This is a genomic window from Pyrococcus sp. ST04, assembly GCF_000263735.1.
Taxonomy (GTDB): Archaea; Methanobacteriota_B; Thermococci; order Thermococcales; family Thermococcaceae; genus Pyrococcus.
Genome location: NC_017946.1, coordinates 514,779 through 541,595, shown reverse-complemented (window position 1 = coordinate 541,595; position 26,817 = coordinate 514,779). Strand labels below are relative to the sequence as shown.

Genomic DNA, 26,817 nt, shown 5'->3' with positions numbered 1-26,817 from the left:
TTGCTTTTCAAAGAATAAGGTAAAAGTACTAATGTTCCTCCAAAAGCTCTCTCACAGTTTTCCTCACGGCTTCATAGCTGTTCATCCTCGGCCTCCATCCAGTTGACTTTGCCTTCGATATATCAAGGAGCATCAGCTTAACATCTCCCTTCCATCCCCTTCCCCCATCAACGCCTCCGGTGAACTTGAACCTCGGGTTTAGGCCCATTTCTTCACTCACTATCTCAGCTATCTCCCTCACCGTTATCCAATCTTCACTCCCCAGATTGTAAACATCGTAGATCTTGCCTTCACCCTTAAAGTGCTCAAAGATGTGGAGGATTCCCTCGACGGTGTCGCTCACGTGGAGGTAGCTCTTCCTCTGGGTTCCGTCCCCAAGTATTTCGAGCTCCTCCGGGTTCCTCCTGAGTTTGTTTATGAAGTCGTATATAACTCCATGGTTTGACCTCTTCCCGATTATGTTCGCCAGCCTGAAAATCAGGGCTCTAAAGCCGAATATGTGAGCATAACCACTTATCAAGGCCTCAGCAGCCAGTTTTGCCCCGCCGTAAACGCTTATTGGTTCGAGAGGTGCGTAATCCTCCGGTGTAGGTATCTTCTTCGCATCACCGTATACCGTCGAGGAAGATGTGAAAATGAGGTAATCAACACTGGAATCCTTAATGGCTTGGAGCAGGTTGTACGTTATGAGAACGTTGGTTTCATAAAGCAATTCGGGACTTTGGGAGCTTATTCTAACCTCTGGGTTTGCAGCGAGGTGAAAGACGACTTCCACACCTTCAACAGCTTCCTTAACAGTCTCAAAGTTCCTCATGTCCCCCTTAATAAACTCGATCCTGTCGATGCTGTTTTTTAGGTTGTCAAGACTTCCCGCACTCAAGTCGTCCAGCACTCTAACTTTGTATCCCTTCTCAACCAAGGCATCAACTAGGTGAGAACCTATAAAGCCCGCTCCACCTGTAACAAGTATCATGCTTTCACCTCCATTGTTAAGTATACTATCAGGAGGGATCCTCCGATTATGAGGGCTTCATATTCAGGAGCCAACATCTCCTTCAGAAAGAGCTTGGCCACTAGAACCGTGGCAACTGGAATGAATGCTAGTAGGAGGGGGAGTCTCATTAACTTTAATCTCCTAGGTTCATATGCCTCAAAAGCCAAGTAAAATAGGCCCAAGTAAAAGAAGCCTTCGTGCAAGAGTCCCAACACGAACAAGGATATTGGTATTAAATCAACTTTCCTAAGTTTAAATTCCTGGAGAGACACGCTTTCTGAAAGGGCAATTAAAGATGGCAACACTAGTAAAAGGAAAACCCTAATGGAATCATAAGAAAATAGGGACTTCACGGTGATCTCGTTCATTGCAATTAGAACAAAGGCGAAGAATGTTAGGTATGCAAAATCTTTACTTTTTCTTCCAGCTAGATACATGAGAGGAACTAGCACTGTGGCCCATACCTTCAATATCGCTCCACCAATTATTGTGGAGATCAGCCCAATCATTCTAATCCCCTCAAAACTTCTTCGTAGTCATATGGGTCAAGGTCTATTACTGGGACTACTGAAGAGAACTTCCTTAACACAGATTCCCTTTCCTTGTATTTTCTATATAGGAACTTAAGAGTACCCTCATCTAGCTCATGGGGATAGAATAATACTGGATTTGGAGAAAGTATTATTATTTTATGCTTTTTCTTGAGCATAACGGCCAGGGAGTATAGCATAGACGTGTTACTCGTTAGATCGGAGATTATCACAAGATACGATGGTGTCCTTATGGAAAGTAGGGCTTCAAACACTCCCTTTCTTTTCGGAAATATCTTACTAAGGAATCTCCTAGCCTTCTCACTGAAACCACTAACATCCATCTTTAGAGAAAACATTCCCCTCTCTCTTCTAAACTTTAAAGAATTCCTAATTTTTTCAAGTTGTTCTCCACCTTTCCCCGGGCTAATGATCTTGTATCCGCCTTCCCAGTATTTTATTAGACCAACGCTATATCCATTTTTTATGAGGATAGAAGCTAGATAAAGGGCAAGTGTTGAAACGTAATCTATCTTCGCTTTCCTCATTTCCCTACTCTCGTCTAAAACTATATAAACGTCACTCTCCCTCTCTTTGAGAAGTTCCCTAACTATAAGCTTCCTAAGCCTCGCACTCGCCTTCCAGTCAATTCTCCTTACATCATCTCCAGGGAAATATTCTCTCAATCCATAAAATTCCAAGCTCTCAAGACCAAACAAAGATTTCTTATAGGCCTCTTTGAGCCTAATGTTCCTTACATTTTCCATAGCCTCTCTGATTGAATCTACCGAAGGCACAACACTTAGCTTCATCGTACTCACGGGTATCGTAGTTGAGTTTATTCCAAAAATATCCTCCACATCTAGAAAGAGCTTTACAGTGTACTCTCCTTTTGCTATGGGCTTAATTTTTATTCTAACGACCTTTTCTCCATTGTGGGGGATAAGAACAACTCTAGGCTTTTTAACTGTTAGCTCAGGGGGCCCTTCTACCCTAGGCTTTACTAAAGCTGCAGAACCCTTATTTTTTAAGAAAAGTGTAAACTCGTACTCTTTCTCCTCTTCCATCTCAGTATGTCCTTCAACTTTCACCGTTAAATCTGGAAGAAAACTGTTCCTAGCCAGCATCAAATATGAGAGTACTCCAATGCTAAAAATAGGCCCACTCACACTACCCGAGAGGAAGCCATGCACTATCCCCATAACTGCAAGGATAATGAGGACGTCCTCTCTTTTCATATCGGCACCTCAACTTTTTCAATGATATCCTTGACAACGCTCTCTCCCTTTACACCTTCCACCTCATATTCGGGCTTAACTATAAGTCTATGAGCCAAAACGGGGATTGCTAGTTGTTTTACGTCGTCAGGAATGACGTAATCCCTACCTTCAAGAAAGGCCTTTGCCTTTGCCGCATATAGGAGGTGTTCTGCTGCTCTCGGGGAAGCTCCTATTAAAAGCCTATCGTCTATTCTCGTCTCCTTTATTATGGAGTGGAGATACTTGATAACTTCTTCACTCGTTTTAACTTTTTTTACACTCTTTATTAGTGCCAGTATCTGCTCCCTGGAAAATATTCTCTTAACTTCAGAGAACTCTCCCCTATCCTTCCTCTTCAGCATCTCGATTTCCTCATCCTCACTAGGATACCCTATCTTTATCTCAAGAAGGAATCTATCTATCTGAGCCTCTGGAAGATTGTAAACACCTTCAAACTCTAAGGGATTCTTAGTTGCTATTACAAGGAAAGGCCTTTCGAGCTGAAATGTCTTTCCCTCAATCGTTACCTGAACCTCCTGCATTGCCTCTAATAGCGCGGACTGGGTCTTGGGCTGGGCTCTGTTAATCTCATCGGCAAGAACTATGTTCGCAAATATTGGCCCCTTCTTGATCTTCCAAACCCCTTCGACTTGGTCATAGTATACTGTTCCAAGAATATCAGCTGGTAGTAAGTCGGGAGTTAGTTGGATTCTAGAAAATTTAAGGCCCAGAACTTGAGCAAAACTCTTGGCTATTGTTGTCTTTGCTACCCCAGGGATTCCCTCTATTATAACGTGACCTTCAGCAAGTAAAGCAACCGCCAAGAGTTCTATAACATCATCCTTTCCAACGACGGCCTTATGAATTTCCCTCTTTAGCATATTAAGAAACTTCTTTCCGTCCATATCCACCACCCAACCTTCTGGCTTTCTCTATTCCATTGATTATTCTAAGGAGCACATTTTCGTCATAGCCCTCCTTCTTAAGTCTCCCAACTATACTCCTAATATCTTCCTTTTCCTTCTTAAAGAGCCATCCAAATACCAGTGATAAAGCTTTTGCAAGGATTTTATATGCCAAACCAGACTCTATGAAAAGGGCTAGAAAAGATATCGAAGCTATAATATAAAATATTGTTATCTTGTTAACGTTCCTCCTTATCACTACGGTTCCCATCTGGACAAGATTAAAGTTTGAGTGGTGAGCCTCATCTATATAAACGGGATACTTAACATATGCCTTTATGAAGTTCTCAACAAACCTTCTGTTGTATTTTATCATCTCATTTGTAAAGACGCTTGGATCTGAGAATAACACGATATTACCATTTCCATACTTCAACGTCACGAGAATTGGGTACTCCTTAAAGTTTCTTCCCAGCATAGATACAGAGCTAGTTAATGCTGTTCCATTGGGATATTCTATTACGGAAGGAACGTTCAGAAGTATACCCCTAACTCCAGCAGATAACCTCTCATCATTTATCTTCACGACAACGGGGAAGTGATAGTCCTTCATATAGAAGATATCAACCGGCATTTTCCTAGAAAACCTCACGCTGAGGTTTAGCCCCTCGAGGATTTCATTTCCCGTTCCAAAGTCATCCATAAGAATCAGTGTATTTCCCCCCCTAACGAACTCCTTAATTTCCTCAATTTCAAATGAAGAATAACTGAGATCTGGGGCAATGATTATCAGAGTTCCCTCCTTCTCCCTTAGGTTGAAGGAATTAAAAGGTACTAATACTGGGTAAACCTTCCCCCCAGCAAAGAGCATCTTACCAAACTGAGAGACTCCAATCCAAGATGGATTGAAAACGCTAAAATCGGATGTCGTTGTGAATACGGGTAAGGAGATGGGCATTATAATTATCATAATTCCAAATATCATTAGTGTAATATACAAGGCCCTTCTCATAACTCCTCACCTATGATCTTTGAAATTATGAGGACAGAGAGACTCCTAAAGAAGTCCTTAACTGTCTTAGAGGGTAATCGTCTCATTCCGTACACGTGAACCTCATGTATAGCAGTGACTTTCCTTAGGTATGGGGCAAATCTCTCCTTGGATAGAAACCTGTATAGTTCCCTGGGGGTTATCGAAGGCTTCAGGCCATATTGAGAAATAAGTCTCTTATAAAGCCACCTATACGCCTCCCTTACACTTCTCTTCTCTTCCTCTCTTTCTTCAACTCCCGCGATAATATCATGCAATGTTATCTTTTTCTTACTTCTTTTGCGTTTGGTTATTCTAAAAACTGCATACATTAGAATTAAAAGTAAGATAAAACCAGCAACTTCCGCATACGGGGGAACATACACCTTAACGACCAAGACATTAGACTTTGCAGGAGCGTGAGTATTATCCCCAGGAAATGCAACAAATATCTCGTGAGTACCTGGTACCTCAAATGTTAAGTTGAATGTGAACTTAGAATTCCTAACATTAACACTTCCATGAGTCCTATTGTCAACATAAATTAAAAGGGTACCATTTCTAAGGCCCAAAGCTTCCCCATAAACTCTGTAAGTACTCCCAATTCTAGCCTTCTCCTCACCCTCTATTTTCAACGTTACTGGTAATCTCAGAAAGACAAGGGTAACGCTCGCCGATGAATTTTCATAGACATCGTCTCCTTCAAAAAGAATCCTAACGTTGATAGTTCCGAGGGAATCCAGAGAGTAAATCTTTCTAAAGACACCATTGACATCTGTAATAACATAGGTCTCCTCTCCCGAAGAAATTACTAAGAGGGTTCTATTCGCCAATGGCCTTGAGAGAGCATCAACCAAAGAACCAGAAAGAACCAAAGGAGTGGAAACATACCCATAAACCCTTTTTTCAACAACAATCTTCGTTGGCATCTTTGTTACGTTTACAACAATGATGTTTGACTTTACGAGCCTTGAACCGTTGACTGCCGTTGCATAAACCTCGTAAACACCCGGACGAGGAAATGAATAAGTTATCGAGAATGGAGATCCCACATCAAAACTTTCATTTCCAACATAAAGGATTATATTTTTCAGCCCCTCTCCTGCTCCATATATTATAACTGGCTCTGTCGCATAGGGATTCAGCTTAGAAACGTTGACAAAAAAACCCTCTGGAACCTTAAGTCTCTCAAGAAGCCTTGAATAGTAATCAATAAGCCTGTCTAATCTCTCTATATTGTCTTCAAAATTTACATCAATTCTTTTCACGCTACCATTTTCCATAATAAAGTTCAGACTTTTTATCTCCTTACTTGCCTCAACTATAGTATCTCTCCCATTTTTCATAAGAATCAAAGCAGAGGCTGCCTTAGAATAGGCGGAGAAACTTCTACTCTTTTTCAAAACATTGTACCATCTAAAGAACTCAGCTTGACCTGTTTTAACATCCCTTAATCCGTCTCTCATCTTTATGAAGGGCTTCAAGAACTTCTCAATTCTTGCTCCAACACCTATACTCCTATAATATGGTAACTCCCAAAGCGTCTTATTAACTATTGTATCTAGCAGTTCAAACTTTGAAGTTGCATTCCCTTCCTCAACTACTAATTCCAACACCTCATTTGAGAGCTTAGCCAACGAAGAAAAGAATATATATACCCCCTCATCGTTCGATTTAACATCTTCATACCTAAGCTGCCTTTCAACGGCCCCAACTGGGGAAAGAATCAGAAACATCAACACAAGGAGAAGTACTTTTTTCATGCTCTTTCCCCAGCTAAGAAAAAGAAAAGATTTATTAAAATTAACGGTGGTTGTGAGAGCGATGAGAATCCAAATAATAACCGGAATCGTGGCTGGAATAATTGGTGGAATAATCGTAATAATCGGGGTTATAACTCAGACTCCTAAGATGATAAACCTAGGATTTGCGGGGGTATTCATTGGGGCAACTATCCTAGCCTTGAAATCTGGAGAATACGTAAAGGCAGATGCCCTCTCATCAACCCTCTCTTCATACCATTTAACCCTAAAAAGCATAGTTAGGGATCTTGGGCTTGAGGGGAATGCAATCTACATTCCCCCTTACGAGAACCTCCCCGAGGGTGGAGTCTTTATTCCCTTAAGTAGGGATTTTGATCTTGATCTAGGAAGACTTGGTGAGGACGTTGTCTTCCTAAGCTCAGCGCCAAGCGAGAGACAAATGGGAATTCTCCTCAAACCAACTGGTCTTCACTTAGTTAAAAAGTTTGAAGAACACTTAGAGGGAAGTCTGAATGGGATAGGGGTTGGAGGAGTTGAGAGTGTTGCCGGTTCTGTTTTGAAATCTTTAGGGCTTGCCGATGAAGTCTACATTGAAGAGGGAGATGATGTTTACACGATTTATGTAAAGCCAAGGCAAATTAAATTCTGCAGAAGTAACATAGAAGATTGCTCCCAAGTAGCTTGTCCAATATGCTCTTCAATCCTCTTGGGTCTAAGCAAGGGAACAGGGGAAGTAATAGTTAGCGAGAATTTCACATTTGAGAGAGGGAGAGTGAAAATAACTGCCCGGAAGTTAGGGGGAGTCGAAAGATGGATGTAGAGGACTATGCAATAATATTTCTGTCCGCATGGTTCCTAATTTCAGCGCTGGCTACAGAGAGTATCGACGTATTTCTGACGTTAGCTCTTATAGGCCTGCTAATAACCTTAGAAGTTGGATCTCTTTTCTTATCAAAGGATCAGAAAGAAAATCTCAAACCCTTAATAGAGGTTCTCTTGATAGTTTTTTCAATAATAGTCGCCAAAAAGGTGTACGAAGTCTTAAGCCACTAAATCTCTATAACCCTAACGTTTAACTTTAACGATTGTATAGTTCCATTTATAGCTTCTATAATTCTCCATTTCTCACTTAAACAATTTGCACCCATTAAACACTCTTTAGGAATTGGAGGTTCTTTGTCTTTGAATAGGAGGAACCAAATCTGCCACTTCCCTGGTTTATCTATTTTGAACGTATAGTTCATCTCAAATTGAGGCGTCCAGTTGCCCTCTATATTCACGGGAATTGAAGGGAGTGTCACGTTAAACCTGTTCATCAAGTACATCTCATGGATTATGGTTTCGTTGGTAGTGAAATTGTAAGTTAAATTGACGAGCCATATCTCAACGTAATATGTAACATTCCTATGCTCGTGATTAACTATCCCAATAATAACCCTCCCCGTCTCATTCACGAAAAGTTTTGTAGGATAATCTGCAGCTTTCCCTTTCGGCCCTAAAATGTAGAACTCGGTAAATGCCTCTCCAGGCTTCGGATGTGTTACAACATAAATTAAAACTCCAATAGAAACTATAATTGATATCAGCAAAATCACCGTTAGGGCCTTATCCAGCTTGCTCGCCTTTTCCCATTCGAGTTCCCTTTTTAGATCCTCTATGCTTATCCAGGGAATCCAAGGGTTAATTGCATTAGCCCTCCTATAAATCGCGATGATGGAGAAGGCTACATTGAATACAGTTAACGACACAAGGATCGGTTTAAGCCTTATTCCCCAGGGAGTGTAGTTTAGGGCCAAACCTATTAGTGGAACTATAGCTATGCTTAGACCAAAGCTCAAGGCCAACCTTTCGAGGTTGTCCAGCTCTTTCCTCTCAGGGAAGAGAGCAGTTATGAAAACATAACCAGGAAGAAAAAGGACAAAAATTAGGCCAAGGGCCTTCCTTATTATGCTCTCAGGAGCTATAAATATTACCAGGTCTAAAATCAATGAAAGGGCAATCACAATTATTAGATCCCAGTACTTCCTCATTTTATGTCCCAAGGGAAAAGAGAGTATGGGGCTTAAAAATGTTAAGAAGAGGAATTAGCTTATCACACACTTGCTCCATCCGCATACTGGACACGTTGCACAGCCACTCTCCATCTTAAGCTCAACCAGTTTGCCCTCCCTCTCATAGCACACTGGACAGTAGACCACTCCAAGGAGCTCCTTTATCTTTTCTTCTGGTATTTCTTCCCTTCCTGGGGTGTGGCTATGCTGACTTCCTGCCTTGAAGCCTCCAAGGGAGAAAGTTATTCCCTCAGCCTTCTCACTCCTTCCATTGAGTATCTCATCAACGTTTATCAAGTTCTTAATCCAAGGTTCCTTCTCAACTATCTCGAGTAAGATCTTCTTAGCGTACTCACTTGGCTTTGCCCTGTATCTTCTCTTTCTTCCCTCAACGCTGTACACCTGAACAGAGAGCGAGCCATCTCTGTATACGGTGACACCCTTACAGCCAAGGAAGTAAGCGAATAAGTACGCGGCTTTAACATCCTCAACGGTAGCGTCATTCGGCATGTTTATCGTCTTGCTCGCGGAATCAGTAAGCCATAGCTGAATACTTGCCTGGGCAAGGATATGATCGAGCCAGTGTATGTCCATAGCCGTCACGAAGACCTTCTTCATGTCCTCTGGAATTTCTTCCAGACCTTGAACTGAACCATAATTGTCGCTTATCTTCTTTAGCAACTCCTCGCTCCACAGGCCTCTTCTCTTAAGCTCGCTCTCAAATACTGGGTCAACGTAATAGAATTCCCCAACCGTGACGCTCTTCTTATAGACTAGGGCGAATATTGGTTCTATTCCACTCGATGTATCGGCTATCATTGAAACGGATCCCGTTGGTGGGCATGTTGTAACCATGGCATTCCTAACTCCATGCTTCTTTATTTCCTCGACGAGCTCATCCCATGGGAGGTTCCAAAGTTCTCTATGGTAATAACCTTCAACTGGAAGCTCTCCCTTCGGATAGCCAGTTTTCTCGTAGAGCGGGAAGGCTCCGCGCTTCTTTGCTGCCTCAACGCTGTACTTATAGGCGTAGAAGGTTAGATACTCGGTTACCTTTCTCATGAACTTGTACCCTTCCTCACTGTTATATGGTATTCCAAGCTTGAAGAGGGCGTCCGCAAGTCCCATCATGCCGACTCCTATTCTTCTTGTGAGCTTGGTGTTGTAGTCTATCTCCGGGAGCGGGAACTTGTTTACATCTATGGAGTTATCGAGGTACTTGGCGACCTTTTGGATGACGTAGGCGTACTCATCCCAGTCGAAGTATGGCTTTCCATTCTCATCATACTTCACGAACTTTGCAAGATTTATAGAGGCCAAATTACAGGATTCATACTCGTAGAGAGGCTCCTCTCCGCATGGGTTAGTTGCCCTTATTGGGCCTCCTTTGGCGTCTTTCAAAACGTTCCTTCTGTTTATTATGTCAAAGAATATCACCCCAGGATCGGCCTTCGCCCAGGCCATGTAAGCTAGCTCTTCGAACAGAGACTTTGGATCAACTTCTCTCACAACTTCGCCTGTTCTAGGATTGATAAGGGGATATTTCTTCCCTTCCTTGAGGGCCTCCCAGAAGTCCTTCCATATACCAACACTGATGTTAAAGTTGCTGAGAACATTTGTCCCCACGTTCTTCTCCTTCGCATGTATGAACTTCTCAATGTCCGGGTGCCAGATCTCAAGTATTCCCATGTTCGCGCCCCTTCTCACTCCCCCCTGCTTGATAACGTCACTGACAGCATCTATTAAGTGCATGAACGAAACGGGGCCTGATGCAGCACCTGCTGTAGAGCCAACGAAGTCTCCCTCAGGACGGAGCTTCGAAAAGTTAAGACCGGTTCCTCCACCCATTTTCTGTATCATGGCCACATCATGAGCCGCCTTCATTATGCTCTCCATGTCATCCTCTATAGGAACGACGAAGCATGCTGAAAGCATGCCAAGAGGCCTGCCAGAGTTTATTAGTGCAGGGGTGTTGGGCATGAAGACTTGATTCGTCATTAACCTGAAGTACTCCTCTATTTCCCTCTCGTATTTGTCAAATTCCCCTCTCTCCAGCATTGAGAGGAACTCGTCGATGCTAACTTTCATCTTGCCTTTCTCTGCAAGTTCCTTGTAAAGGCTGACCATTCTCTCAAAGTGGTACTTGTTCAGCTTGTACTTTCCTATGGAATACTTCTTGTCAAAGTTCTCGAAGTTTTCCAGGTAGTATTCAACCCTCTTTAAATCTTGCTCATAGTTGCCATCCTTGTCAAAAACCCTCTCATCATAAAGGAGATCTGGGATAACGGATAAAATAGCAACCCTCTCGAAGAGTTCCCTCGGGCTTTCTATTATATTCCCATTTTCATCTCTAATTAAGTACCTCGATGCGAGAACTCTCAGGGCGTTTATGGAGAACCTCTTATCTATTTCGTCAAGCTCTTTCTTATTTAATATCCTCTTCTTCTCCTCTCTTATTTCAGCCTTTTTCTTTCTGTATAGGATATAGGCCTTAGCTACCTCAAAGAGCCCTGCTCTCATGAGCTCTAGCTCGACTATGTCTTGAATGTTTTCTATGTGGGGTATCTGACCGTCATAGAGCTCATTTATCCTTTTAACTATGGCCTTCACTACCTCGTCTAACTTTTTCTCATCCCTGACACCAACTTCCCACATTGCCCTTTGTACAGCCCACCTTATACGTGACTCATCAAAGGGAACTATCCTGCCATCACGTTTCATCACTTTTTCAACAACCATAGGAACACCCCTGTCATTTTGTTTTTAAAAATGCAAAATTCCTGTACGAGTATCAGCACCAAATAAGTTATACCCCGCCCTAAAATATCTTGCCCATTCAGAATTCGTCAATAAGCCATAATCATAATAAAAAATTTGACGCTAGATCATGCAATTCTTATAGGCAACCCACAGAGAGGGATAAGATATAGTGAGGGGTGAGGGGTTAAAAGCATTATTAGTCATAGATTTGCCTTCCCACTAGTGCAACTACTTAAAAGAGAGTAAAAATCAGGACTCTTTGTACGTGAACTTGCCACTTGTAGCATTGTAGATTCCAATGCCTGTGTACAGTCCAAAGGTTGCGTATCCGTTCTCGTCAATGTTCCCCCAGCCTGGAATGATATAGCACAGACATCCTGACTTATAGGAGAACGTTTTGTTGAAGATGACCTCTGCCCCTTTGAATATTAAAACCCTACCATACGCTGGGGAGCCATCCTCTTGAGGCTGTTCGAACCCTAGAATTGTGTAATTTCCAGCTGAGGATATGAAAACATTCCTCTTGGGCCAGGAATCCTTTCCGAGACTCAACTTCTTGACGAGGCCATTTTTGCCAAATATATAGACCCAATCCTCACCCACCCAACGCCTTATAGAGGGAACCTCTCGGGGAGCTGAGTGAATCTCAACTAGGAAGAGGTAGCTTTCTGTGCTCGAAGTCAAAATGGAGGGGTAACTCACTCCTTCTCTGCTCGGCATCTCTTCCCCATAATGGATAATCCAGTGGTAAGGAACTCCAGCTTCATACTCCCACAGTAGCTTTCTATCATAACTACATGCGACAAGTTGCTTCACTCTAACAGTTGTTTCTTTATTTTGGACGGTTACGTTAACCTTGGGTTGACTCAAGTTCATTATGATTAGTTGCACGTTCAATGTCTTTGATCTCTGAATGGAGGCTATGAAACCCCATGGAAAGAAGTATGCTTGGGAAGAATTTATCATATACATCTTCCCGTTCTTCCTGATAATGTAATTCCCAATCCTTGTATAAAGCCCCTTGCTCTCAACGACTCTTAAAACAGTCACGTTATCGAAGTGTGCAACGACATCTAAGTTTTCCTCCTTGACATTGGCGGGAAGAAGTAAGAAGCAGTTGTTGATAGATTTCTGGGTATTTTGAAAAGCATACCCAATAACAAAAATCAGGATTATGAAAAGAACTAAAATGAAAACATTCTTCATCCTCATTACCCTCACGCCCGAATGCTTTTTCTCATGTTTCTTCCATACTATGGAACTCCTATTACTAATGTACTAGCATAATTTTATAGGATCTATAATTTATAAGCTTTTTCTATCAAACTTGAAGTTTGATAATTTCTTGATGGAGGTGTTTAAAATAATTTGAGAAAAGGCTCAAATTGTTTGAAAAACAGTAGTAAAGGTTAATACTCTAAAGTTTTATATTGTAGTTCCTGATCCTTATCCCTTTCTCCTTGACGACGCTTCCAAGAATCCAGCTCCTATAGTACCTGTTCAGTATTTCGAGGGCCTCTTCTTTTTCTTCCTCTGGAACTACTACCATGAATCCGACTCCCATATTGAACACTCTGAACATCTCATCCAGGGGAACCCCATTTTTGTGAATTAGCTTGAATATTCCTTCCAGTGGGGGCATTTCTATGTCAAAGCCGTAAGCTGTTAGTCTTTTGAGGTTGAGCAGACCTCCACCCGTTATGTGGGCTAGACCATGAACTTCAACGCTCTTTAAGAGTTCAAGTATTGGTTCAACGTATATCCTCGTTGGTTCGAGAAGCCACTCCCAAAGCTTTCTTCCTTCGTACTCATATTCCAGCCCATACTTTGGGATTAGAAGCTTTCTGGCTAGTGTCAGACCATTGGAGTGTATTCCAGAGCTTGAAATCCCTATAACGGCATCTCCGGGTTTTATCTTTTCACCAGTGACAACTTCATCTTTCTTAACAACGCCTATGGCCGTCCCAGCGAGGTCGTAGCCGTTCACTAAATCAGGCATAACAGCAGTTTCACCGCCAACTATAGCTATTCCAGCCTGTTTTGCTCCCTCATAAAGGCCCTTGGCAACCTGTTCAAAGATTTCTTCTTTGGGTTCCCTAATTGCGAAGTAATCCACGAGGGCTATGGGCTCGGCACCGATGCAAAGTAGATCGTTCACGTTCATCGCTATCATGTCAATCCCTATCGTGTCAAACCTCCCGACTGCTTCTGCAACCAGAACCTTTGTACCAACACCATCGGTTGTCATTGCCAGGTAAAAGTCTCCAAAGTCTAGGAGAGCCGCGTAGTGTCCTATATCCCCGGGTTCACCAAGTTTTCCCTGTCTAAAGGAAAAAGTTCTCTTTGCAACTTCTATGATTGCCTTCAATGCCCTTGAAGTTTTCTCTTCGTCGACTCCAGCTTGGGCATAGGTGAGCATGAACACCACCGAGAGATGGTGAAGTGATAACCTTAAAAGGTTTGCCATTTATATGCTTAAAAAATCTTAAATATCCTGATAATTTTAACATATACACGTCAATATATACGTGGGGTGGTTATTGTGATAAAGCTGAGGGACGAGTTGGGAACCGCCACAACAGATTCAGCCCAAAAGATCCTTCTCCTTGGTAGCGGTGAACTTGGTAAGGAGATAGCGATTGAGGCTCAGAGGCTTGGTGTTGAGGTTGTTGCTGTTGACAGGTATGCAAACGCCCCCGCTATGCAAGTTGCCCATAGAAGTTACGTTGGCAACATGATGGATAAGGACTTTCTCTGGAGCGTTGTTGAGAGGGAAAAGCCAGATGCGATAATCCCCGAGATAGAGGCCATTAACCTCGACGCGCTGTTTGAGTTTGAGGAGGATGGCTACTTTGTCGTCCCAAATGCTAGGGCAACTTGGATAGCGATGCACAGGGAAAGGCTGAGAGAGACCCTTGTTAAAGAGGCAAAGGTTCCTACCTCCAGATATATGTACGCCACAACCTTGGATGAGTTGTATGAGGCTTGCGAGAAGATAGGCTATCCCTGCCACACAAAGGCAATAATGAGCTCATCTGGAAAGGGATCTTACTTTGTTAAAGGGCCTGAAGACATTCCAAAGGCGTGGGAGGAGGCAAAAACAAAGGCCAGGGGAAGTGCGGAGAAGATAATAGTCGAGGAGCACATAGACTTCGACATTGAGATAACCGAGCTGGCCGTTAGGCATTATGATGAGAACGGTGAGATAGTCACGACATTCCCGAAGCCTGTGGGTCACTATCAGATTGATGGTGACTACCACGCTAGCTGGCAACCGGCTGAGATAAGCGAAAAGGCTGAAAGGGAGGTTTATAGAATTGCGAAGAGGATAACCGATGTCCTTGGAGGTCTTGGTCTCTTTGGGGTTGAAATGTTCGTGAAGGGGGATAAGGTCTGGGCCAATGAGGTCTCCCCAAGACCCCACGACACGGGAATGGTCACATTGGCCTCTCACCCAACTGGGTTTTCGGAGTTTGGCCTTCACCTGAGGGCTGTTCTTGGGCTCCCAATCCCAGGAGAGTGGGTAGAAGGCTACAGGCTGTTCCCAATGCTAATCCCAGCAGCGACTCACGTCATAAAGGCTAAGGTATCTGGATATTCTCCAAGGTTCCGAGGACTTGCAAAGGCCCTCAGCATTCCAAACGCAACGGTTAGGCTCTTCGGAAAGCCCGAGGCATATCCTGGAAGGAGGCTTGGAGTAGTTCTCGCATGGGATAGGGACGTTCAAGAAGCAAAGAAGAGGGCGGAGAAGGTTGCTCATATGATAGAACTCAGAACACGCTCTTCCGATTGGCATTCACAAGATTATGAAAAGAGGAAGCACCTCCTCTAATTCTATTTTTGATTTTCTGAGAGGTATTTTTCCCATCCAACCTCTTCAAGCTTTTTGGCCTTTTCCTCTACGGTCTTTCTCATGTCTTCTCTGTATTTTTCGAGCTTTTCCGCTATTTCTGGATATTTTATTGAGAGTATCCTCAGTGCTAGGAGAGCAGCGTTCTTTGCATTGTTTATTGCCACCGTTGCCACCGGAACTCCAGCCGGCATTTGGACTATTGATAGCAGGGAATCTAAACCGTTGAGGGCTCTGCTCTTGACGGGTACTCCTATAACTGGAAGCGTCGTTATCGATGCCGTCATTCCCGGAAGGTGGGCTGCTCCTCCAGCTCCTGCGATTATAACTTCTATTCCCCTCTCTCTTGCTTTCTTTGCATATTCATACATCCTCTCAGGTGTCCTGTGGGCAGAAACTATAGTTATCTCGTACTCAACCCCGAACTCCTCTAGAACTTTGGCAGCTTCCTTCATAACGGGGAGGTCGGAGTCGCTTCCCATTATTATCCCAACTTTAGGAGCCATCTCCCACCACCTTAATAATTCTCTTAACCTTTTCCGCTATCTCGAGGGCTTTATTTAAGTCTCTATTAACAACGGTAACATGCCCCATCTTCCTCAGGGGCCTGACAACGGGTTTTCCATAAATATGAACATAAACGCCGGGATATCTGAGGGCCTCTCTAAGCCCCAAAACCTTTGGCTTCCCACTTCCTTCTCCAAGGAGGTTAAACATGACTGCGGGGAGAATTAGCTCTGAGTTTCCAAGGGGAAGGCCGGTTATTGCCCTTATGTGTTGCTCGAATTGACTTGTCATGCAAGCCTCTATTGTGTAATGGCCCGAGTTGTGAGGCCTTGGGGCTATCTCGTTCAGGAGGATTCTGCCTTCCCTGTCTAGGAACATCTCTACTCCGAATACTCCAACACCGTTAAGGGCCTCAACAGCTTTTATCGCAATCTCTTGGGCTTCTTTGGCCTTGTCCTCATCTATCCTTGCCGGGGCCACCAGGAAGTCGAGGATGTTTGCCTCATTGAATACCATCTCAACGACTGGGTACACTTCAACTTCTCCGTATTCATCCCTGGCAACAATGACGGCGATCTCTTTCTCAATGTTCACGAACTCTTGTATCATGGAGTCGGCGGGGATGAGCTTACTTAACTCTTCCTCGCTCCTTATGACTGCAACTCCCTTTCCGTCGTATCCTCCTCTCCTCGTTTTCTGGACCAAGGGAAATCCAAATTTCTCTGCTTTCTCTAGGAGCTCTTCTTTATCAGCTCTTATGAACTTTGGAACTGGCACTCCTGCTCTCTTCATTGTTTCCATTTGGACTAGCTTGTCTTGGATTATTTCTAGAATCCTCGGGGAGGGGTAGACTGGGGTTCCTTCCTTCTCAACTTCTTTCAATGCTTGAACGTTTATGTGCTCTATATCATACGTTAAAACGTCGGATACTTCAGCGAGCTCCTTTATTTTCTCACCGTCCATGAAGCTCGCATTTATTTTGTAATCGGCAAGTCCGCAGGCGGGACAGCTTTCTTGAGGATCTAGAACAGCTATCCCGAAGCCAAGCTTTCTGGCCTCCTGAGCCATCATCTTCGCTAACTGTCCCCCACCGACTATGCCTATCGTGAGCATGGCTGACCCTAAATTAACAAAAGCTTGTTAAATATAAATAGTTTTCTACCAAAAAATTGACAAGAATCAGTAAATTCTCGTGAACTTTATCTCACCCTCTTCGAACTCATACTCAAACTTGATAACCTCATCCTCGAACTCCGGAGTTTTGAGTATTATGAGTTCTCTCTTTATGCCATCGTCAGTAAAGTAACTCCTCGTCCTTAGAACATAGTCTGCTCTCCTGTACACGGATGCAAATACTTCCTTATGTCCCTTCCCAAGCCAGAGCCAGAAGTTCGTCCCCCTTGGATACTTCTTGTAAGCCGGATGAATACTCATAATTTCTGAGGACAGCTCAAGATACCTCAAGGTCTCCTCCGAACTGTTAAAGAGCTCCATATAAGAGGATATGGCAACGGCAAAGCCGTAAATATCTCTACCTTCGAATAGGCCTTCTTTAGCCCAAACGGATTTGTGTTCTTCTATAACCCTAGCATACTTTGCAGGAAGGGTTTCCGAAGACAGCATCCCCTCAAGAACCCAAACACTTGGGAGGTTTGACTTGACACCATAGAAGCTTCCAAATGTATCTATTATTGCCAACCTCAATGACTTGAGGGCCTCTATTGGATCGATATTAAACCTTCTTAATGCTCTGAGCACTAAAGGGAGGGGATAGGAGATGTTGAAGTACCCTATTAAGTTGTCCTGCTTGAGCTTTTCGGTAAGTATGTAATAAAGTAGATCAACCCCACGGGAGAGGGGATCCTCTTGGTGGATCAAAACGAGAGAGTATTTTCTTATACCGTCGAGCTCCTTGTCAAGAGCCTTAATCTCCCAAGAAACGTATTCCATACTCACACCTCCTCAAAGAGCTCAAAGATAGTATTTTCTTCTCCACCCTTTGCTATTATCCCAACTTTCTTCCCCTTTAACACCTTGGTCTCTATAACAATGTCTGAAACGAAGTAAACTATGTCTTCCAGAAGTGGACACTCAACCGGAGAGTACGTTATTATCGTTTTTGGAGACTTATCCTTCAGAACATCCTCCCTCATAAGCCATATCATCTTGTATGTCGAGATTGGGTTGTGGAAAAGCTTGCAAACTCCTGAAGTTAAGTAAGTCATCAGCCAGATCTTCTCAACGTCAGTGCTGAATTTCTTTATTATACTTCTCCCCCACTCCTTCATTTTACTTATGAATATAACGTCATCTAAATAACCCGAGAGCGTATATACTCCTGGAGTATTCCTTTCTATCTTATTCATGCTACCAAAGACGTCGAATATAATCAGGTTTTTATTGAGGTACTTTGTAACATCTAGGTTCATTGCCCTGAGGTTCCTCGAGAGAATTGAAAATGGTTCGTAGAGAAATAAGAATACTTGGTTATTATTTTCAAGGAGATGTCTCATTATTAGGAGCGCGTATTTGTCTCCATTTGCTTCTAAATCTCTTTGAATTATTGACATTATCCCTCTCTCTGGAATTAGATTTATTACATCTTCTATTGTAAGCATAAGGCCCACCTGGTTTATTTTACAAATCGGAAATATAAATTAATTTTGTGTAGGTAATTACTATACAAAAAAGTAAAACGGGGAAAGAACTTATTTTTAACAAATTCATGTAAACGAAAACCATTAATATCGCCAAATTTTGACGTAAATTTGGTGAAATAATTATGAGGGTTCTTCTCGTGGGTGGTGGCGGAAGAGAGCACGCGATAGGAGAGGCCCTCGTAAAGGGTGGAGCTGAGCTCTACGTGGTCTCGAAACATAAAAATCCTGGTCTCGCCAGAATAGCCAAAGAATACGGACTTGCCAAAGAAACCGACGTTTCCAAGGTTGTCGAGTTCGCAAAGAAGTGGGCCGTTGACTTCGCATTCATAGGGCCAGAGGCTCCGCTTGAGGCTGGGATTGTTAATGCACTTGAAGAAGAAGGAATTCCAGCCGTGGGACCAACGAAAGAAGCCGCGAGGCTCGAAACAAACAAAGCATGGGCAAGAGAGTTCATGGAGAGGAACAAGATACCTGGAAGAAAAATGTTCAAGGTTTTTGATGACGTTGAGGAGATGAAAGCTTGGATAGATAGCTATGGGAAGCCCGTGGTCGTTAAACCTCTTGGCCTTACAGGTGGGAAGGGAGTTAAGGTAGTGGGCTATCAGCTTAGGGACAACGAGGAGGCGAAAGCCTACGCTGAGCAACTGATCAGAAAGGATGGGAAGGTTCTAATTGAGGAAAGGACAGATGGGGTAGAATTCACGTTCCAAGTTTTCAGCGATGGGGAAAAGGTTTATCCAATGCCACTAGCCCAGGATTACCCCCACGCCTATGAGGGTGATGTTGGCCCAATAACTGGCGGAATGGGATCGTATTCATGCCCAAACCATTTACTACCATTCGTGACCAAGGAAGACTGGGAAAAAGCCTTAGAAACACTTCAGAGGACTGTTGAGGCTATGAAAAAGGAAGGATACCCATACAAGGGGATCCTCTACGGTCAGTTTATGCTGAGCAGAGATGGACCAGTAATAATAGAATACAACGCCAGGTTCGGCGATCCCGAGGCTATAAACGTCCTTGCAATCCTAGATGACAATCTCGTTGAGATAGCCCAGGGAATAATTGACGGCAACCTCAGGAGCGCAAGGTTCGAGAACAAGGCCACCGTCGTTAAGTACATAGCCCCCGAGGGATATCCCGTAAACCCCGTTAGGGGAGTGAAAGTTGAAGTTAATGAAAAAGCAGTTGCTAGGGAAGGTGCGAAGTTAATATTCGCCTCAATAGATGAAAACTATACTCTACTCGGTTCAAGGGCCCTGGCCATTGTTGGTGTTGGAGACAACATTGAGGAAGCCGAGAAAATTGCTCAGAGTGCAATAAAGCACATTAGAGGGCCGATATTCTATAGGAGAGATGTAGGGACTAGGGGGAGCATTGAGAAGAGGATCCAGATTATGAGAGAGCTTGGTAAGGATTTTGAACCAAACATATGCTGAGGTGATAATATGATAAGTAGGGAGCAGATTTTGGAAATTCTTGAGGGATATGACAAGAGCAAGATAACTATAGGCGTCATTGGGAGCCACTCGGCACTTGACATTGCGGATGGTGCCAAGGAGGAGGGCTTCCCTACTCTCGTGGTTGCCCAGAAGGGAAGACACAGAACGTACGCTGAGTACTTTAAGCTCAGAAAGACGAAGGATGGTCTCGTCAAGGGCTTCATAGATGAAGTTATAATCCTTGAGAAATTTGCCCAGATAATTGACATTCAAGAAGAACTAAGGAAAAGAAACGTCATATTCATTCCAAACAGGTCTTTTGTCGTCTATACTGGGATAGACAGAGTTGAGAATGAATTCTTAGTGCCTATGTTTGGGAGTAGGAACCTCTTGAGGAGTGAGGAGAGGAGTGAAGAGAAGAGCTATTACTGGTTGCTTGAAAAGGCTGGCCTCCCCTATCCAGAGCCCGTTAGTCCGGAAGAAATCGATGAAGTTGGCTTGGTCATAGTTAAACTTCCCCACGCGAAGAAGAGGCTCGAGAGAGGATTTTTCACTGCCGCCTCCTACAAGGAGTTCAAAGAGAAGAGTGAGAAGCTCATAAAGCTGGGCGTCATAACAAGGGAGGATTTAGAGAAAGCGAGAATAGAGAGATACATAATAGGGCCTGTTTTCAACTTTGACTTCTTCTACTCCCCGATTGACGAGGAGATAGAGCTGCTCGGAATCGACTGGAGGTTTGAAACCAGTCTTGATGGTCATGTAAGACTGCCTGCTGCCCAACAGCTCACCCTTCCCGAGTGGCAGTTTGAGCCAGAATACACCGTCTGTGGCCACGCTTCCTCAACGCTTAGGGAGTCCCTGCTTGAGAAGGTCTTTGCAATGGCCGAGAAGTACGTGGAGGCTACGAAGAAGTACTATCCTCCAGGCATCATAGGTCCGTTTACGCTCCAGACGGCCGTTGACAAGGATTTGAACTTTTACATCTACGACGTTGCACCGAGAACGGGCGGAGGAACGAACATTCACATGGCCATGGGCCATCCCTACGGTAACTCCCTCTGGAGGAAGCCTATGAGTACCGGAAGAAGGATAGCCTTAGAGATTAGGAGAGCAATCGAGCTGGACGAGCTCGAGAAAATCGTTACATAGCCCTTTTTCTCTCCACTTAATTTATTAACCCAGAAATTAATGGAATCTCTAGGGGATGGTATGGAGATAGTTAAACTTGCCGAGGAGTTTTACAACGATGAGTACTCTGATGCCGTGCTTTACGCAGAACTTGCCAAGATGGAGAAGGACGAGAGGATAAAGAAAGAATTCCTTAGGCTATCCAAGATGGAATCTGGACATGCAAAGTTCTGGCACGAATTCCTGAGGAAAAGGGGAGTGAAGCCAAGGAAACCAAAGGTCAAAGGCTTCACGATTTTTGTAGTTAAACTACTGAGGAAAATGCTAGGCCCAGGTGTTGTGGCATCAATTCTGGAGATGGGCGAGAACAGTGCTATTCAAAAGTATTTCAAGTTTCTGACCAAATACTCCGACGAGTTCTCTGAGGAAGAGATGGAAGAGCTCAAAAGGATAATAGTGGACGAGCTTGAGCATGAGAAGTTCTTCTACGAAAGCAAGAGAAGGTTCCACGTTGAGAACGTGAGAGACTTCGTGCTGGGAATGAACGATGGGCTTGTTGAAATTCTTGGAGCAGTAACTGGACTATCTGCCGTCTATCCGCACTCTCCGAAGCTCGTGGGGATAAGTGGCCTAATAGTCGGTGTGGCAGGGGCCTTGTCGATGGCAATAGGAGCCTTAATCTCGGTAAGGAGCCAGAGACAGGTTAACGAGGCCATAAGAGAGAGAACAAAAGTTCTCTTCAAAGTTTCCCCCGATAAGGCCAAGGATGAAATCTATGAAAAGCTGTTAGAGGGTGGCCTTCCGGAAGAGCTGGCTAGAGATGTTGCGGGGAAGCTTGGAGAGAAAGGTGAGGCAGTTGTAAGGCTTTTGACTGAGGAAGAGGAGCAGAATGAATTTAGGGCAGCACTCTACACTGGATTAGCATATCTAATAGGGGTTGCATTTCCAGTGACACCATACTTCCTGGCTTCAAGCTCCTTAACCGCACTTCCCGTCTCAATAGTTCTTGCTGGACTAGCCCTCTCCATAGTTGCAACCTCTGTTGCCCTCATATCTGGAATATCCGTTAGGAAAAAGGTCGCCGAGATGGTTGCTACTGGCCTAGGCGCGGCGTTCTTGAGTTACCTCTTCGGGCATCTGATGGAAACACTCTTCAACGTTTCGGGGTTATGATAGAATGATGAGAAACGTTATAGCCGCAGTCATACTAGCGATCATAGGATTTATGCTAATTTCCTCGGCAACCCCTTTGATTACATCCCTAAAGCCCCCGGTTAAGATTTCCCAGACGAACTTTCAGGCAACTCCCAAGTCCCTGGATCTAAGGGAGAACCTCTACAGAGCTCAGAACACCGGAAACACTACCGTAATGATAGTCTGGGAAGAGAGAGGCAATGTTGAATACCTCAGGAGCAATGTGTATTCCACATATATGGATGGGAAGTGGGTGTCGGATGAGGAAGGATTTGCTCCAGTTCCTCCAATGATAAACGTTCCTCTTGTTCCCCACAACGTTTCTAGGGACCTCGTTAGGGTGAAGATGTTGAAACCCTTAGTGGCAGGCAATCTTTACACGGCCCTCTATACTGAGAGAGTTTCAATACCCTTCCTTTATAATCCTGAGTACAATCTTTTCAGGCCTAAGGATTATCCAGTAAAGGAGTACGAGTTTAGTGTTATTAAATACGGATTTCCTGAAGATGTTCTTAAAAATGCGAGCGTTGAGAAAATCGAAAAGTATCTCCAAGTCCCAAAGCTGGATGAGAGGGTGAAGGAACTTGCCCTCAACATAACAGAGGGAAAGGAGAGCCCATTTGAAAAGGCGAAGGCAATAGAGGAGTACCTGAAAAAGAACTATGAGTACGACCTAAACGCTCCTCCAGCCCCCCCTGGAATAGATCCGGTCACGTGGTTCCTCTTCTACTCAAGGAAGGGAGTGTGTCTTGACTTCAACACAGCGTTTGTCATCTTGGCTAGACTCAATGGGATCCCAGCTAGGCTGGTTACCGGCTTTCATGTTGAGCCAAGGCAGGGAAAGCAAGAAGTTAGGCTAAACCAGGCCCATGCCTGGGCCGAGGTCTATTTTAAGGATGTTGGGTGGGTAATTTTTGATGCAACACCTCCCCAACACCTCAACATCCCTTCTACTGGGAGTGAAAGCCCTCAACTTCCTATACCTACGAACGAGAGCAAGGAACTGTGCATAGTTTCGTTAAATCCAAGGACACTGGTAATCCCAGTAGGAAATTCTGGAGAGGCTAGGATAATCTCCAACCAACCGGTCAAAGTTGAGGTAGAATCATCTCCTCTCCCTGTAAAGATAATCAACAAAACGGTAAGGGTTGAAGGGGTCGATGTGGGGCATTATAAAATAAACCTGCTTGCAAAGTGTGCCAAAGGAGAAGTTCCTCTTACTCTTCTCGTAACCGTAGCCTACAGAACCAAAACCGACATTCTAAGCCTTCCCGATACCGTAACTCCAGGGGAGGCGTTCGTAGTTGAGGGAACCGTAAAAACGCAAGAAGGGTTGCCAGTTCCAGCTGGGGAGGTTGTCATTGAGCTTAGAAGAAACAAGAACGAGAAAGGGGTTATAATCGGAAGGGGCAACGTCACCGATGGAAGGTTCTCTATCAAATGCAAGGCTCCAAGGATTGTAGGAGAGTTCCACGTTGTGGCGGTTTATAGGGGATACGACATATACTACCCCTCAACGAGCGATCCCACCATAAAGATAGTCGATAAGGCAGAGATATACATTCAGTCACAACAGAAGCTTGTTGTAGGAAGAGTTGCCAGGATTTCTGGATTCCTCGGAACTGCCAATGGTGTAGTACTGAAGAGTGAGCCGATAAAAGTGCTGGTAGACGGAAGGGAGTACTCAACGGTCATAACGAAAGAGGATGGCTCATTTTTCCTTAACTTGATCCTTCCAAACCCAGGGAGGCACAATATAACATTAGTTTATGAAGGAAACGAATGGGTTGAGGGAACCACTAAATCCCTTTTAATAATCTCGGTCAGCGTGAGCTTAAGGTACCCCAGGGAGGTTTTTGCAGGCCGGGAATTTTACATAAACGGGACAATTCTCGGAATTCAGGAGGGGAAGATAGTTCTTGAGGGAGATTTTGGGTATAGGACTATAAAGCCAGGCAAGTTTTCAATAAAGTTAAAGGCCGATGAAAGCATGAACGGCCTTTATAACTTCACTCTCAAGTACAATGGAACGTCCCTTGCCAAAGGTAGCATTTGGGTAAGACAGGATGTAATTGCCAAAGTTGAGGGCCTCGGAATGGTGGCGGGTAAGGAGGGTGAAATAACCGTATTCTTAAGGTACTCGAATGGAACTCCCGTGAAGAACGTTCCAGTGACTCTCATGGTGTTTGGGAAAGTGCTAATTAATAGAACTAATGAAAGGGGAGTTTCTTCATTCACTGTTCTTGCTCCGAAGGAAAAGGGGAAATACGAAGGTTACATTATGTATCCAGTTTATGATCATTTCAGAATTGAAGATATAACCGTCAAGGTCTATTCCCGTCCTCCATATGTTTATGCCCTAACCATAATACTTAGCCTAGCTCTCAGCTTAGGCTCCTTTAAAGTTGCGTCAATGTTGCTGACCCCGAAGATATCCCTCGACAGGGATCCACCAGTATATTATAATCAAGAGGAAATTCTCGTGAATGTGAATAAAAGGGCAAGCCTAAGTGTTGACGGAAAAGATGTTGGCAAGGGAAAGGAGTTTAGGCTAAAACTCCCACCTGGAAAGCATGAAATCTCTGCGAAGAAAATGATATTCAGCTCACGGATTAACGTTTACGTCTTTGAAGATCCCAGCAAAGTCGCTGTTAAGATATTCAACGAATGCTTAGATGGAAGGCCCAACAAGACTGCAAGGGAGCTGTTTGGAGTGAATAGGATAGTTGAGATATTTGAAAAGGCTAGGTACAGCTTGGAGGGAATAAAGAATTCCGAGTTCCTAGAATTTCTGAGAGACATTAGTGGGAGGTGCTCTCGTGGAGGGGAGAGTAAAGAATAGCCTTCAAAACATAATCATATATTCAATTGTAGGTGCAATAGTAGCGTACACTTTCCCAAAAATTGAAATCATAGGCGAATTTAAAACAGGCACCCTGTGGATAGTAGCCTTTCTAATTGCTGGAGAAGTCACCATGCTAATAACTGGCAAGAAGCATGTGAAAGCCCTTATATCGTCTCTCGGAGTTCCATTTTTCTTCTACTTCTCTCCTCTTCCCCTTCCCAGAACGGAAGTGTCCTTGCTAGCCTTAGGAGCAATCCTCTCCTTCATATCCCCAAAGCTCCCAGAGAGAATTGCGTTTCTCGTTAGGGGGGCTGGCATAGCCCTAGTCCTCTACTATCTTTCTGCATTCTTACCCCAGCTTTCTCCAATGCTCAAGCTTGGTGCAACTTTCACGTTAGTTGGGTATAGCCTCGCCACCCTAGAAGCGTTCAACATCTTGGGAGGAGAAGTGTTCAGACAAAACGCCGTTGGAATATCTCTCATCGGGTTACTTCTCGGAATTTACTTCATAACAATCCCCGGTATTCCACCACTGGTTGAGTTCCTAATTAGGATCTCATCACTCATCCTGGCACTTGGATTCTCAGCTTACGTTGCCTCCCAAATTCCATCTCAAAGGAAAGACATAGAGGGAATCCCCAAAGAAGTCAAGAGCGAACTAGAAGAGCTTGCTAAGGATGAGTTTATAGAGAGAGCCGAAGACATCCTAAAATCTTTTGTTCTCGAGGGCAGAAAGGAGAGGATAATAGCTTACATAGCCTTGAACGCGGCAAAAGCCGGAATCGGAGAGGAGGCTCTTGAGGAGATTATAGGCCCCATAGTAAACTACAGCAAGAAAAGATACTCAATATTTGCTCCAAAGTGGTGGATAAATAGAATGGAAAAGAGAGAAGTTGAAAAGAGGAAGAAAATAGTTGATGAAGTCATGAGGAGGCTTGATAGGTATGCATGAAAAGATCAAGACCATAATTGAAGAGATAGGGCTAGCATTCGTTGGTCATGAGGATGTGGTTAAGAAGGTTCTCGCGGCGGCACTAGCCAATGGAAACGTTTTATTTGAGGACAACCCTGGACTCGGCAAAACTCTGCTTGCCAAGGCATTCGCGAGGGTTCTGGGACTAGAGTACAGGAGGGTTCAGTTCACTCCAGATCTTCTACCCTCTGACATCATCGGGACTAAAGTGTGGAGACAGGAAAAGGGAATATTTGAGGTGGTGAAAGGACCGATATTTACAAACGTTCTGCTCGCCGATGAGATAAACAGGGCTCCTCCAAAGACACAATCAGCATTATTGGAGGCCATGGAGGAGAGGCAAGTAACCATAGAGGGGGAAACCTTCAAGCTGGAAAGGCCGTTCTTCGTTCTTGCGACCCAGAATCCACTGGAGTTCGAGGGAACGTATCCCCTCCCAGAGGCTCAGCTTGATAGGTTCTTGGTTAGGATGAGTATAGGCTACCCAAAGAGCGAGGATGAGGAAGTTGAGATACTAAAGGCCAGGCTGAGGTGGAGGAAGGATGATCCCACGGTTGATTTGAATGCGGTAATAAGCAGGGAGGAGTTCATAAAGATGCAAGATGAGGTGGAGAACAATGTTAGGATCCACGAGGATGTCCTTAGGTACATAGTTAGGATAGTGAGGGCAATAAGGGAGGATGAAAGGGTTGAGGCGGGCCCGAGCCCAAGGGGAGGGCTGGCCTTAATGAAGCTGGCCAAGGCTAATGCATACATAGAAGGCAGAAATTACGTAATTCCGGACGACGTGAAGGAGTATGCCATTGAAGCCCTAGCCCACAGGCTGGTGCTGAAGCCCGAGTACTCCCTAGAGAAGGGAATAGAGGTTGAGATTGTTAAGGAGGCACTGGAAAAGGTTCCAGTCCCGAAGAATCTGAGGTATTAAC

At 44.1% G+C, this 26,817-nt stretch carries 23 protein-coding genes; 9 read left to right on the top strand and 14 right to left on the bottom strand.

Going from position 1 to position 26,817, the window contains the following annotated elements; all coding sequences use genetic code 11:
- Window positions 1-28: 28 nt before the first annotated feature.
- From PY04_RS02725 to PY04_RS02700, 6 genes are read right to left on the bottom strand one after another with little or no spacing between them, the layout of a single operon-like run.
- Window positions 29-973 carry an NAD-dependent epimerase/dehydratase family protein gene (locus tag PY04_RS02725; RefSeq protein WP_014733652.1) on the bottom strand — a complete coding sequence of 315 codons (945 nt, stop codon included), beginning with the start codon at window positions 971-973 and terminating at the stop codon, window positions 29-31.
- Window positions 970-1,503: a hypothetical protein gene (locus tag PY04_RS02720; protein ID WP_014733651.1), complete on the bottom strand. Its 534-nt coding sequence runs from the start codon at window positions 1,501-1,503 to the stop codon at window positions 970-972. Before PY04_RS02720 ends, PY04_RS02725 begins: the two co-directional genes overlap by 4 nt.
- The gene (locus tag PY04_RS02715; RefSeq protein WP_014733650.1) at window positions 1,500-2,762 is read right to left on the bottom strand and encodes a DUF58 domain-containing protein; all 1,263 of its coding nucleotides are present in this window, start codon (window positions 2,760-2,762) and stop codon (window positions 1,500-1,502) included. The genes PY04_RS02720 and PY04_RS02715 overlap by 4 nt, the downstream gene beginning before the upstream one ends.
- Complete coding sequence (locus tag PY04_RS02710) at window positions 2,759-3,688, bottom strand: MoxR family ATPase (protein ID WP_014733649.1); 930 nt, start codon at window positions 3,686-3,688, stop codon at window positions 2,759-2,761. Before PY04_RS02710 ends, PY04_RS02715 begins: the two co-directional genes overlap by 4 nt.
- Window positions 3,666-4,700, bottom strand: coding sequence for a DUF4350 domain-containing protein (locus PY04_RS02705; RefSeq protein WP_014733648.1), 1,035 nt, complete (start codon window positions 4,698-4,700; stop codon window positions 3,666-3,668). The genes PY04_RS02710 and PY04_RS02705 overlap by 23 nt, the downstream gene beginning before the upstream one ends.
- Window positions 4,697-6,481: a hypothetical protein gene (locus PY04_RS02700; RefSeq protein ID WP_014733647.1), complete on the bottom strand. Its 1,785-nt coding sequence runs from the start codon at window positions 6,479-6,481 to the stop codon at window positions 4,697-4,699. The genes PY04_RS02705 and PY04_RS02700 overlap by 4 nt, the downstream gene beginning before the upstream one ends.
- A 61-nt stretch (window positions 6,482-6,542) precedes the next feature.
- Here PY04_RS02700 and PY04_RS02695 point away from each other — a divergent pair, with 61 nt between their 5' ends.
- Together PY04_RS02695 and PY04_RS02690 are read left to right on the top strand one after the other, a co-directional pair.
- Entirely contained in the window at window positions 6,543-7,301 is a 759-nt protein-coding gene (locus PY04_RS02695; RefSeq protein ID WP_048056189.1) for a hypothetical protein, read from the top strand.
- Window positions 7,292-7,534, top strand: a complete 243-nt coding sequence (locus tag PY04_RS02690; protein WP_014733645.1) for a hypothetical protein — start codon at window positions 7,292-7,294, stop codon at window positions 7,532-7,534. The genes PY04_RS02695 and PY04_RS02690 overlap by 10 nt, the downstream gene beginning before the upstream one ends.
- On the opposite strand, the gene PY04_RS02685 is transcribed toward PY04_RS02690, so the two are convergent.
- The 4 genes from PY04_RS02685 to purM form a co-directional block, all read right to left on the bottom strand.
- Window positions 7,531-8,511, bottom strand: coding sequence for a DUF1616 domain-containing protein (locus tag PY04_RS02685; RefSeq protein WP_014733644.1), 981 nt, complete (start codon window positions 8,509-8,511; stop codon window positions 7,531-7,533). The genes PY04_RS02690 and PY04_RS02685 overlap by 4 nt on opposite strands.
- 54 nt (window positions 8,512-8,565) lie before the next feature.
- Window positions 8,566-11,271 (bottom strand): adenosylcobalamin-dependent ribonucleoside-diphosphate reductase, encoded by a 2,706-nt coding sequence (locus PY04_RS02680; RefSeq protein WP_014733643.1) that lies wholly within the window; start codon window positions 11,269-11,271, stop codon window positions 8,566-8,568.
- 270 nt (window positions 11,272-11,541) lie between these two features.
- Window positions 11,542-12,498 (bottom strand): hypothetical protein, encoded by a 957-nt coding sequence (locus PY04_RS02675; RefSeq protein WP_237710135.1) that lies wholly within the window; start codon window positions 12,496-12,498, stop codon window positions 11,542-11,544.
- A 211-nt stretch (window positions 12,499-12,709) separates the two neighbouring features.
- The gene (gene purM, locus PY04_RS02670; RefSeq protein ID WP_014733641.1) at window positions 12,710-13,711 is read right to left on the bottom strand and encodes a phosphoribosylformylglycinamidine cyclo-ligase; all 1,002 of its coding nucleotides are present in this window, start codon (window positions 13,709-13,711) and stop codon (window positions 12,710-12,712) included.
- 123 nt (window positions 13,712-13,834) lie between these two features.
- Here purM and purT point away from each other — a divergent pair, with 123 nt between their 5' ends.
- Window positions 13,835-15,124 (top strand): phosphoribosylglycinamide formyltransferase 2, encoded by a 1,290-nt coding sequence (gene purT, locus PY04_RS02665; RefSeq protein ID WP_014733640.1) that lies wholly within the window; start codon window positions 13,835-13,837, stop codon window positions 15,122-15,124.
- Between the two features lie 2 nt (window positions 15,125-15,126).
- Here purT and purE read toward each other — a convergent pair whose 3' ends face one another.
- The 4 genes from purE to PY04_RS02645 form a co-directional block, all read right to left on the bottom strand.
- The gene (purE, locus tag PY04_RS02660; RefSeq protein WP_014733639.1) at window positions 15,127-15,648 is read right to left on the bottom strand and encodes a 5-(carboxyamino)imidazole ribonucleotide mutase; all 522 of its coding nucleotides are present in this window, start codon (window positions 15,646-15,648) and stop codon (window positions 15,127-15,129) included.
- Entirely contained in the window at window positions 15,638-16,762 is a 1,125-nt protein-coding gene (locus PY04_RS02655; RefSeq protein ID WP_048055921.1) for a 5-(carboxyamino)imidazole ribonucleotide synthase, read from the bottom strand. Before PY04_RS02655 ends, purE begins: the two co-directional genes overlap by 11 nt.
- Before the next feature lie 66 nt (window positions 16,763-16,828).
- Window positions 16,829-17,599: a hypothetical protein gene (locus PY04_RS02650; RefSeq protein WP_014733637.1), complete on the bottom strand. Its 771-nt coding sequence runs from the start codon at window positions 17,597-17,599 to the stop codon at window positions 16,829-16,831.
- A gap of 2 nt (window positions 17,600-17,601) precedes the next feature.
- Complete coding sequence (locus PY04_RS02645; RefSeq protein WP_014733636.1) at window positions 17,602-18,267, bottom strand: hypothetical protein; 666 nt, start codon at window positions 18,265-18,267, stop codon at window positions 17,602-17,604.
- 164 nt (window positions 18,268-18,431) lie between these two features.
- Here PY04_RS02645 and purD point away from each other — a divergent pair, with 164 nt between their 5' ends.
- The 6 genes from purD to PY04_RS02615 are packed head-to-tail and all read left to right on the top strand — an operon-like array spanning window position 18,432 to window position 26,816.
- Entirely contained in the window at window positions 18,432-19,748 is a 1,317-nt protein-coding gene (purD, locus tag PY04_RS02640; protein WP_014733635.1) for a phosphoribosylamine--glycine ligase, read from the top strand.
- 9 nt (window positions 19,749-19,757) lie between these two features.
- Complete coding sequence (locus PY04_RS02635; protein WP_014733634.1) at window positions 19,758-20,900, top strand: formate--phosphoribosylaminoimidazolecarboxamide ligase family protein; 1,143 nt, start codon at window positions 19,758-19,760, stop codon at window positions 20,898-20,900.
- Window positions 20,901-20,960: 60 nt separating this feature from the next.
- Complete coding sequence (locus tag PY04_RS02630; RefSeq protein WP_014733633.1) at window positions 20,961-22,052, top strand: VIT1/CCC1 transporter family protein; 1,092 nt, start codon at window positions 20,961-20,963, stop codon at window positions 22,050-22,052.
- A 4-nt stretch (window positions 22,053-22,056) separates the two neighbouring features.
- Window positions 22,057-24,915: a transglutaminase domain-containing protein gene (locus PY04_RS02625; RefSeq protein WP_014733632.1), complete on the top strand. Its 2,859-nt coding sequence runs from the start codon at window positions 22,057-22,059 to the stop codon at window positions 24,913-24,915.
- Window positions 24,893-25,870 carry a hypothetical protein gene (locus tag PY04_RS02620; RefSeq protein ID WP_148266000.1) on the top strand — a complete coding sequence of 326 codons (978 nt, stop codon included), beginning with the start codon at window positions 24,893-24,895 and terminating at the stop codon, window positions 25,868-25,870. The genes PY04_RS02625 and PY04_RS02620 overlap by 23 nt, the downstream gene beginning before the upstream one ends.
- On the top strand, window positions 25,863-26,816 hold the full coding sequence (locus PY04_RS02615; protein WP_014733630.1) for a MoxR family ATPase: 954 nt from the start codon (window positions 25,863-25,865) through the stop codon (window positions 26,814-26,816). The genes PY04_RS02620 and PY04_RS02615 overlap by 8 nt, the downstream gene beginning before the upstream one ends.
- Window position 26,817: the final 1 nt, after the last annotated feature.

What these genes read in the sequence shown, in the direction of transcription:
- PY04_RS02650 (WP_014733637.1), bottom strand. Translation starts at nt 17,599, where the DNA reads ATGGAATACGTTTCTTGGGAGATTAAGGCTCTTGACAAGGAGCTCGAC.
- PY04_RS02725 (WP_014733652.1), bottom strand. Translation starts at nt 973, where the DNA reads ATGATACTTGTTACAGGTGGAGCGGGCTTTATAGGTTCTCACCTAGTT.
- PY04_RS02690 (WP_014733645.1), top strand. Translation starts at nt 7,292, where the DNA reads ATGGATGTAGAGGACTATGCAATAATATTTCTGTCCGCATGGTTCCTA.
- PY04_RS02645 (WP_014733636.1), bottom strand. Translation starts at nt 18,267, where the DNA reads ATGCTTACAATAGAAGATGTAATAAATCTAATTCCAGAGAGAGGGATA.
- PY04_RS02685 (WP_014733644.1), bottom strand. Translation starts at nt 8,511, where the DNA reads ATGAGGAAGTACTGGGATCTAATAATTGTGATTGCCCTTTCATTGATT.
- PY04_RS02630 (WP_014733633.1), top strand. Translation starts at nt 20,961, where the DNA reads ATGGAGATAGTTAAACTTGCCGAGGAGTTTTACAACGATGAGTACTCT.
- PY04_RS02655 (WP_048055921.1), bottom strand. Translation starts at nt 16,762, where the DNA reads ATGCTCACGATAGGCATAGTCGGTGGGGGACAGTTAGCGAAGATGATG.
- PY04_RS02625 (WP_014733632.1), top strand. Translation starts at nt 22,057, where the DNA reads ATGATGAGAAACGTTATAGCCGCAGTCATACTAGCGATCATAGGATTT.
- purE (WP_014733639.1), bottom strand. Translation starts at nt 15,648, where the DNA reads ATGGCTCCTAAAGTTGGGATAATAATGGGAAGCGACTCCGACCTCCCC.
- PY04_RS02635 (WP_014733634.1), top strand. Translation starts at nt 19,758, where the DNA reads ATGATAAGTAGGGAGCAGATTTTGGAAATTCTTGAGGGATATGACAAG.
- PY04_RS02695 (WP_048056189.1), top strand. Translation starts at nt 6,543, where the DNA reads ATGAGAATCCAAATAATAACCGGAATCGTGGCTGGAATAATTGGTGGA.
- PY04_RS02720 (WP_014733651.1), bottom strand. Translation starts at nt 1,503, where the DNA reads ATGATTGGGCTGATCTCCACAATAATTGGTGGAGCGATATTGAAGGTA.
- PY04_RS02615 (WP_014733630.1), top strand. Translation starts at nt 25,863, where the DNA reads ATGCATGAAAAGATCAAGACCATAATTGAAGAGATAGGGCTAGCATTC.
- PY04_RS02705 (WP_014733648.1), bottom strand. Translation starts at nt 4,700, where the DNA reads ATGAGAAGGGCCTTGTATATTACACTAATGATATTTGGAATTATGATA.
- PY04_RS02675 (WP_237710135.1), bottom strand. Translation starts at nt 12,498, where the DNA reads ATGAAGAATGTTTTCATTTTAGTTCTTTTCATAATCCTGATTTTTGTT.
- purM (WP_014733641.1), bottom strand. Translation starts at nt 13,711, where the DNA reads ATGCTCACCTATGCCCAAGCTGGAGTCGACGAAGAGAAAACTTCAAGG.
- PY04_RS02715 (WP_014733650.1), bottom strand. Translation starts at nt 2,762, where the DNA reads ATGAAAAGAGAGGACGTCCTCATTATCCTTGCAGTTATGGGGATAGTG.
- PY04_RS02700 (WP_014733647.1), bottom strand. Translation starts at nt 6,481, where the DNA reads ATGAAAAAAGTACTTCTCCTTGTGTTGATGTTTCTGATTCTTTCCCCA.
- purD (WP_014733635.1), top strand. Translation starts at nt 18,432, where the DNA reads ATGAGGGTTCTTCTCGTGGGTGGTGGCGGAAGAGAGCACGCGATAGGA.
- PY04_RS02710 (WP_014733649.1), bottom strand. Translation starts at nt 3,688, where the DNA reads ATGGACGGAAAGAAGTTTCTTAATATGCTAAAGAGGGAAATTCATAAG.
- PY04_RS02680 (WP_014733643.1), bottom strand. Translation starts at nt 11,271, where the DNA reads ATGGTTGTTGAAAAAGTGATGAAACGTGATGGCAGGATAGTTCCCTTT.